Source organism: Cellulomonas septica, from assembly GCF_012396155.1.
Taxonomy (GTDB): Bacteria; Actinomycetota; Actinomycetes; order Actinomycetales; family Cellulomonadaceae; genus Cellulomonas; species Cellulomonas septica.
Window position 1 is genome coordinate 1 of the sequence record NZ_JAAXOY010000103.1, and the last position, 7,915, is coordinate 7,915.

The following is a 7,915-nucleotide window of genomic DNA, read 5'->3' on the forward strand; positions in this document are numbered from 1 at the left end:
GGGGACGATCGCGAACGGCCAGGGGTGGCGGCGGAGGGCCGGGCGGAGGCGGCCGACCTGGGCGAGCGCGGTCGCGACGAACGCGGTCGCGAGCAGCGCGAGCACTCCGGTGACGACGAGCCCCGCGCGCACGCCGAGCCACTCGGTGAGCCAGCCCTGCAGCAGCCCGCCGAGCGCGTGCCCGCCGAGCAGCAGCGGCGAGTACAGCGCGAGGACCCGCCCGCGGACGGGCTGGTCGGCGGTGAGCTGGACGAGGGTGTTCGCCGCCATGAGGAACAGCAGCGTCGCGCCCCCGACGACGGCGAGCATGACGAGGAAGACGGCGTGCGTCGGGGACAGGGCGGCGAGCGCCTCGGTGACGGCGAACAGCCCGGACGCGACGACGACGTTGCGGGTCCGCAGCCGCAGGAACCGCCCGCCGAGGACGACGCCGACGAACGCCCCGGCGGCGCTGACCGCGTTGTAGAGCCCGAACCCGGCGGCGCCCGTGTGCCAGACGTCCTGCGCGAACGCGGTGAGGACGACGGGCCCGTTCATGCCGAGCGCACCCATGAGCCCGGCGAGCACGATGACCCACGCGAGGCGTGGCCGGTCGAGCACGTACCGGATGCCCTCGCGGACCTGCCCACGGGCGCGGGGCACGCGCGGTGCGGGGTGCAGCTCGCGGGCGCGCATCGACGCGACGATCGCGACGACGCACAGCGCGACGACGCCGTTGACGGTGAACGCCCAGCCCTCGCCCCAGTGCGCGATGACGAACCCGGCGGCGGCCGGTCCGAGCAGCCCACCGGCCTGTCCGATCGCGTTCATGGTGCTGACGGCCTTCTGCAGACCCTGGTCGCCGACGATCTCGCTGACGAGCACCTGGCGCGACGGCTGGTCGACGGACGCGACGACCCCGAGCAGCACGGCGACGACGTAGAGGTGCCAGACGGCGACGACGCCGGTCAGCGTGAGGACGGCGAGGACCGCGGCGAGCAGCGCGTTGGCGACCTGCGCGACCTCGACGAGGCGGCGCTTGTCGTACCGGTCGGCGAGCAGACCGCCGAACGGCCCGACGACGAGCATCGGCAGGAACTGCAGCGCGACGAGCACGCCGACGGCCGCGGACGACCCGGTGAGCTCGAGGACGAGCCAGTCGGTCGACATGCGGACCATCCACATGCCGGTGCCGCCCAGCAGCTGGGCGCCGAGCAGGAGACGGAAGTTGACGAGGGACAGGACGCTGCGGCCCGACGAGCGCTCGCGGTCGTTCGTCGGCCCGCCGGGATGGTCGGCGGAACCCGTGGGGACGGTCCTTCCTCGGTCGATCGGACGTCGGTGCCCGCGTGTCAGGGCAGGCGCACGTGCTGCGGCCCGAGCTCGCCGACGGACGCGACGCCGAGCAGGGCCATGGTGCGCCGGACCTCGCGGGAGAGGATCTCGGCGGCCCGGTCGACGCCACGCTCCCCGCCGGCCATGAGGCCGTAGAGGTAGGCGCGGCCGACGAGCGCGGCGCGCGCGCCGAGGGCGAGGGACGCGACGACGTCGGCGCCGGACATGACGCCGGTGTCGACCCAGACCTCGGTGCGGTCGCCGACGGCCTCGGCGACGTCGGGCAGCAGGCGCAGCGGGACGGGTGCGCGGTCGAGCTGGCGGCCGCCGTGGTTGGACAGGACGATCGCGTCGGCCCCGGCGTCGGTGACGCGCCGGGCGTCGTCGACGGTCTGGATGCCCTTGATGATGAGCGGCCCGTCCCACGAGGCGCGGAGCCACTCGAGGTCCGCGATCGTCATGGTCGGGTCGAAGAGCTTGTCGAGGAGCTCGGCGACGGTGCCGTCCCACGTCGAGAGCGACGCGAACGTGAGGGGTTCCGTCGTGAGCAGGTTGACCCACCAGGCGGGGTGCGTCGCGGCGTCGAGGACGGTCTTGACGGTGAGCGCGGGCGGGATCGAGAAGCCGTTGCGGGCGTCGCGCAGCCGCGCACCCGCGACGGGCACGTCGACGGTGAGCATGAGCGCCTCGAACCCGGCGGCCTTGGCGCGGGCCATGAGGTCCTCGCCCGCGGAGCGGTCCTTCCACACGTAGAGCTGGAACCACTTGCGCGCGTCGGGAGCGGCGGCGGCGACGTCCTCGATCGACGTCGTGCCCATCGTGGACAGCGCGTAGGGGATGTCGCGGCGCTCGGCGACGCGGACCACGGCGCGCTCGCCCTCGTGGTGCATCATCCGCGTGAACCCCGTGGGGGCGAACGCGAACGGCTGCGCGGACGGCTTGCCCAGGAAGTCGGTGGTCGTGTCGACGCCCGACACGTCGTGCAGGATCGACGGCTGGAACTCGAGGTTGCGGAACAGCGACCGCGCGCGACGCAGGCTGATCTCGGCCTCGGCGGCGCCGTCGGTGTAGTCGAAGACCGACCGCGGGGTGCGCCGGCGCGCGACCGAGCGGAGGTCGGCGATCGTGAGCGCGTCGGCCAGGCGCCGGTCGGTCGCGTTGAGCGTGATCGGCTTGGGCCGCAGCAGCGGCTTGAGCTCGGACCACGACGGGATCTGGCGTTCGGTCACCGGGGGACTCCTGGGCGCGTCGTCGGGCTGCACGGAGGTGGGGCTGCGGTCCGGTGGGCCGCGGCCGGTAGTGCGGGTGCGGTGCTCCCGAGGCTACGGCGCCTCGGGTCGTGCTGTCTCCGGATCTCCGGTAAGCGCTCACCGGCGATGCTTTGAAACGATACACGCCGCGCCGCGCCCGGTCATCAGGCGAGTTGCGCAACTGGCGCGAGGCTCCCGTAGCGTGGAGGGCGGCCACCCGGTGTGGCGTGCGGCACAACGGCTTTGTAACGTTTCACTGCGCACCATTGACAGGGCTCCGAGGGCTCACCTACCGTCCGGAATGCGCTTTCACTGACCGAGCAAGGAGGCTCACCGACGATGAAGCGATCCCTCTGGAAGATCACCGCCGTCGCGGCGGTCGCCGCACTGTCCCTCACCGCCTGCGCCTCCGGCTCGGGTGACGACGACGCCGCCCCCAGCACCGACCCGACCGCCCCCGTCACCATCAACTTCACGTGGTGGGGCAACGACGACCGGGCCGCGCGCTACCAGGAGGCGCTCGACCTCTTCAAGGAGCAGTACCCGTACATCACGGTGCAGACGAGCTTCGCCGCGTTCCCCGACTACTGGACGCAGCGCTCCACCGAGGCCGCGGGCCGCAAGCTGCCCGACGTCATGCAGTTCGACCTGTCCTACCTGCGCGAGTTCAACCAGAACGGCCAGCTCCTCGACCTCGCCGAGTACGTCGAGGACGGCTCGATCGACCTGTCCGGCTACGACGAGACCCTCACCGAGTCCGGCGTGCTCGACGGCAAGACGATCGGCATCCCCACGTCCACGAACACGTTCGCGATGTTCCAGAACCCCGCCGTGATCAGCGCGACCGGCGCGGAGTTCCCGGACGACGCGGACTACACGTGGGAGGACTACAACGACTTCATCGCCGAGGCGTCCGCGGCCGGCGTCAAGACGGCTGACGGCTACCAGCTCTACGGTGCCGTCGACTACACGGGCACCTTCTGGTTCTTCATCCAGTGGCTGCTGCAGAAGGGCGTCACGCCGTTCGAGGACGACGGCACGTTCGGCTTCGACGAGGACGACGTCGTCGAGTTCCTCGACCTGACGGCCGACCTGCGCGCCGACAAGGCCGTCTACCCGATCGAGCGCGGCACGTCGCTGCTGCCCAAGGGCGGCTTCACGGTCAACGAGTCCGCGACCGAGATGAGCTGGGACAACTTCCTCGCCGCCTACGTGGCCGACTCCGGCACGCAGGACATCGCGCTCGCCCAGATCCCGTCGGTCGAGCCCGGTGAGAAGCACCTCTTCTTCAAGCCGTCGATGCTGCTGTCGGCCGGTGCGAACACCGAGCACCCCGAGGCCGCGGCCACGCTCATCAACTTCCTCCTCACCGACCCCGAGGTCGGCAAGATCTTCGGCACCTCGAAGGGCGTCCCCGCCGACGAGGAGCAGCGTGCCGCGGTCGAGACCGAGGAGGGCAGCGTCGACGCCCGCGTCATCGCGTACGAGGAGGCCGTCGCCGAGCAGGTGACCGAGTCGACCCCGATCCCGGTCAAGGGCTTCGGCACGATCGAGGCCAAGTGGAAGACGCTCGGCGAGGAGCTCGCCTACGGCACCATCACGCCGGAGGACTTCGCGTCGCAGTGGTTCAGCGAGGCGGAGATCGCGACCTCCTGAGCCGACCGGCACCCCGCCCGCACCATCCTCGCGGGCGGGGTGCCCACCGGCGGCCCGCACGCGGCCGCCAGCGGAACCCGCTCACCGACGAACGGAACGACCCGTGACCCTCACCGCCGAGGTGACCACGCCTCCCGCCGCCCCCGCGCCGCCGCCCGGCACCGCGCGCAAGCGCCGCAAGGCCGCCGAGACCCGTGCCGGGTACGCGTTCCTCGCGCCGTGGCTGCTGGGCTTCTTCCTCCTGACCGCCGGCCCGATGCTCGCGTCGCTGTACCTGGCGTTCACGAACTACAACCTGTTCGCGCCGCCCGAGTTCACCGGCCTCGAGAACTTCCGGCTCCTGTTCTCCGACCCGAGCTACCTCAAGGCGTGGCAGGTCACCGGGACGTACGTGCTCTTCGGGACGCCGATCAAGCTCATCGCCGCGCTCGCCGTCGCGATGCTGCTGAACAACCGGCGCCGCGGCAAGGGCTTCTACCGGTCGTCGTTCTACATGCCGTCGCTCGTCGGCGCGTCCGTGTCGATCGCCATCGTCTGGAAGGCGATGTTCATCGACAACGGCATCGTCGACCAGATCGGCCAGTTCTTCGGCGCCCCCGCCGGCGGGTGGGTCGGCGACCCGAACCGCACGATGCCCATGCTGATCCTGCTGACCGTCTGGCAGTTCGGCGCGCCGATGGTCATCTTCCTCGCGGGCCTCAAGCAGATCCCGAACGAGCTCTACGAGGCCGCGTCCGTCGACGGCGCCGGCCCGGTGCGCAAGTTCCGCAACATCACGCTGCCGATGCTGTCGCCGGTCATCTTCTTCAACCTGCTGCTCGAGACGATCCACGCGTTCCAGATCTTCGCGTCGGCGTTCATCATCTCGAACGGCACCGGCGGCCCCGCGCGGTCGACGCTGTTCTACACGCTCTACCTCTACCAGCGCGGTTTCCAGGACTTCCGGATGGGCTACGCCGCGGCGATGGCCTGGGTCCTCGTCGTCGTCATCGGCCTCATCACCGTGCTCTTCTTCCGCAGCTCGAAGTTCTGGGTGCACTACTCCGGGGAGGGCAAGTGACCACCATCGCCGCGACCCCCAGCGGTCCCGTCACCACCGAGCACAGCGACCAGCTGCGCCGCCGGCACCGCACGCGCGAACGCGTCAAGGGCGTCGGCTTCCACGCCCTCGTCCTCGCGATCGTCGTCGTGATCCTCTACCCGGCCGTGTGGATGCTGTCCTCGTCGTTCAAGCCGAGCAGCGACATCGTCGGCAACGTCAGCCTCATCCCCGACGCCGCGACGTTCGCGAACTTCGCCAAGGCGCTCGACGGCATCGGCGGCGTCTCGTTCTGGACGTTCTTCACCAACTCGCTGATCCTCGCGGTCGGCTCCGTCGTCGGGATCACGCTGTCCTGCTCGGTGTCCGCCTACGCGTTCGCGCGGATCGACTTCCCCGGCCGGAACGCGTTCTTCGCGCTCATGATCGGCACGCTCCTGCTGCCGTTCCACGTCGTGATCATCCCGCAGTACATCGTGTTCTCCCGGCTCAACCTGGTCGACACGTTCGTCCCGCTGCTCATCGGCAAGTTCCTCGCCGCCGAGGCCTTCTTCGTGTTCCTCATGGTGCAGTTCATGCGGAACCTGCCACGCGAGCTCGACGAAGCGGCTCGTATCGACGGCGCCGGGCACGTCCGGATCTTCACGTCGATCATGCTGCCGCTCATGAAGCCCGCCCTCGTGACGAGCTCGATCTTCGCGTTCATCTGGTCGTGGAACGACTTCTTCGGCCCGCTGCTCTACCTCAAGGACCCCGACCTGGCGACCATGCCGCTCGCCCTGCGGCTCTACGTCGACCAGACCACGACGTCCGACTACGGCGCCCAGATGGCCATGGCCGTCCTCGCGCTCGTGCCCGTGCTGCTGTTCTTCCTCGTGTTCCAGCGGTACCTCGTCGAGGGCGTCGCGACGCAGGGCCTCAAGGGCTGATGACGCGTGCGCAGCGGGGCGGTCCGGCTACGGCGGGGCCGCCCCGACGTGCGAGCCTGGTCGCCATGACGGAGACCGGCCGCCCCGAGGACCCGCGCCCCGACGGCGAGGAGCCCGACGACGACGGCACGCGCCCCGACGACCGCGCGCTGCTCGGCGGCGGACGCGTCGGCCTGTTCGGCGAGTCGCTCACCGTCGGCCTCGCCGTCTCCGTCCTGTCGCTGCCCGTCGTGACCGCGCTGCCCGCGCTCGCCGCGGGGATCGCGCACGTCCGCCGGCACGTCGACGGCCGCCCCGACACCCTGCGCGACCTCTGGGACGACTTCCGGCTCGCGTGCCGCGGCGTCTGGCTCGTGTCGGTCGGGTCCGTCCTGCTGCTGCTCGTGCTCGCGTTCAACGTCAGCCTCGCCGGCACCGGCGTGCTCCCCGGCGGCACCGGGGTGCGCGTGATCTCGGTCGTCGTCGCCGTCCTGCTGCTCGTCGCGCTGCTGCGCGCGGCCGCCGGGTGGACCCCCGGGTCCGTGTGGCGGCTCGTGCTGCGCGACGCCGGGCGCCGGACGGGCGACGACCTCACCGGCACGTTCCTGCTGGTCCTCGCGCTCGGGCCGTGCGGCGTCATCGTGTGGATGCTCCCGCCGCTCGTCGTCATCGTCCCCGGCCTGCTCGCCCTCGCGACGGTGGCGGTCGAGCACCGCGCCGTCGTCCGCCGCGGCTGACGTCGCGGGAGCCGTCGTCGCTGCCTCGGCGCCCGGAGCGACGGACGGCACGCCCTTCCCGACGACCTACTACCTCACGTGCCCGCCCGCGGTCGCGGCGGTGAGCACGCTCGAGGCGTCGGGGGTCATGAAGGACCTCACCGCGCGGCTCGCCGAGGACGAGGAGCTCGCCGCGGCGTACCGGCGGGCGCACGAGGCGTACCTCGCGGACCGCGAGGAGCTCGGTCACGTCGAGGAGATCGCCGGGATCTCGGCCGGCGGCATGCCGACGCGCGTGAAGTGCCTGCACGTGCTCGCGGGCCACGCGCTCGCGGCGGGACCGGGCGTCAACCCGATCGGTGACGAGGTCCTGGCGCTCGTGCGCGACGAGTGGCGCCCGGACCGCTGCACCTGCTGACCGCGTGCTCGTCGGGCACGCCGACGACCGCCGCGTCCCGGTCCACGGCGCACGCCTCGCGAGCGGACGACGACGACGTCCCGGGCGACGCGTGACAGGGACCTCGCGACGCACCCTCGACGGCGCGAGGTCCGGCGCGCCGGATGGGAGGATGTGCCGGTGACGCGTGTGGCTGCCATCGACTGCGGGACCAACTCCATCCGGCTCCTGGTGGCCGACGTCGACCCCGACGCCGGGACGCTGGTCGACCTCGACCGGCGCATGGAGGTCGTGCGGCTCGGCCAGGGCGTCGACCGCACGGGCCGCATCGCCCCCGAGGCGCTCGCGCGCACGCTCGACGCGGCCCGCCGGTACGCGGACGTGTGCGACGACCTGGGCGTCGAGGCGGTCCGGTTCGTCGCGACGTCGGCGTCGCGCGACGCCGAGAACCGCGCGGACTTCGTCGACGGCGTGCGCTCCCTGCTGGGCGTCGAGCCCGAGGTCGTCGGGGTCGACGAGGAGGCCGCGATGGTGCCCGTGTGGGTCCCGCTCGACGAGGCCGTGGACGCGGTGCTCGCGGGTCGCCTGCACAGCCCGACGACGGTCTCCGGGGTCCTCGCGGCTGCGGCCGCCCG

General features: G+C 71.8%; 7 protein-coding genes and 1 pseudogene. 6 read left to right on the top strand and 2 right to left on the bottom strand.

Features of this window, described 5'->3' with window-relative positions; genetic code table 11:
- Together HGA02_RS06075 and HGA02_RS06080 are read right to left on the bottom strand one after the other, a co-directional pair.
- The coding region (locus HGA02_RS06075) for an MFS transporter (RefSeq protein WP_210728230.1) at positions 1–1,335 on the bottom strand (1,335 nt) is incomplete at its 3' end.
- Positions 1,332–2,543, bottom strand: a complete 1,212-nt coding sequence (locus HGA02_RS06080) for an alpha-hydroxy acid oxidase (protein ID WP_124343560.1) — start codon at positions 2,541–2,543, stop codon at positions 1,332–1,334. The genes HGA02_RS06075 and HGA02_RS06080, both read right to left, overlap by 4 nt.
- A gap of 360 nt (positions 2,544–2,903) precedes the next feature.
- On the opposite strand from HGA02_RS06080, the gene HGA02_RS06085 reads away from it, so the two are divergent.
- The 6 genes and pseudogenes from HGA02_RS06085 to HGA02_RS06110 all read left to right on the top strand — a co-directional run.
- On the top strand, positions 2,904–4,220 hold the full coding sequence (locus tag HGA02_RS06085) for an ABC transporter substrate-binding protein (RefSeq protein ID WP_168678251.1): 1,317 nt from the start codon (positions 2,904–2,906) through the stop codon (positions 4,218–4,220).
- Between the two features lie 103 nt (positions 4,221–4,323).
- On the top strand, positions 4,324–5,280 hold the full coding sequence (locus HGA02_RS06090) for a carbohydrate ABC transporter permease (protein WP_425483032.1): 957 nt from the start codon (positions 4,324–4,326) through the stop codon (positions 5,278–5,280).
- 53 nt (positions 5,281–5,333) lie between these two features.
- On the top strand, positions 5,334–6,188 hold the full coding sequence (locus tag HGA02_RS06095; RefSeq protein ID WP_246247483.1) for a carbohydrate ABC transporter permease: 855 nt from the start codon (positions 5,334–5,336) through the stop codon (positions 6,186–6,188).
- A gap of 65 nt (positions 6,189–6,253) precedes the next feature.
- On the top strand, positions 6,254–6,904 hold the full coding sequence (locus HGA02_RS06100; protein ID WP_168678253.1) for a hypothetical protein: 651 nt from the start codon (positions 6,254–6,256) through the stop codon (positions 6,902–6,904).
- Positions 6,894–7,301: pseudogene (locus HGA02_RS06105) on the top strand (DUF501 domain-containing protein); the annotation flags it as partial. The gene HGA02_RS06100 and the pseudogene HGA02_RS06105, both read left to right, overlap by 11 nt.
- Before the next feature lie 159 nt (positions 7,302–7,460).
- On the top strand, positions 7,461–7,915 hold a 455-nt coding region (locus HGA02_RS06110; RefSeq protein WP_484482043.1), incomplete at its 3' end, for a Ppx/GppA phosphatase family protein.

Bases quoted from the DNA above. Each gene is read 5' to 3' on its own strand.
- HGA02_RS06085 (WP_168678251.1), top strand. From the start codon at position 2,904: ATGAAGCGATCCCTCTGGAAGATCACCGCCGTCGCGGCGGTCGCCGCA.
- HGA02_RS06100 (WP_168678253.1), top strand. From the start codon at position 6,254: ATGACGGAGACCGGCCGCCCCGAGGACCCGCGCCCCGACGGCGAGGAG.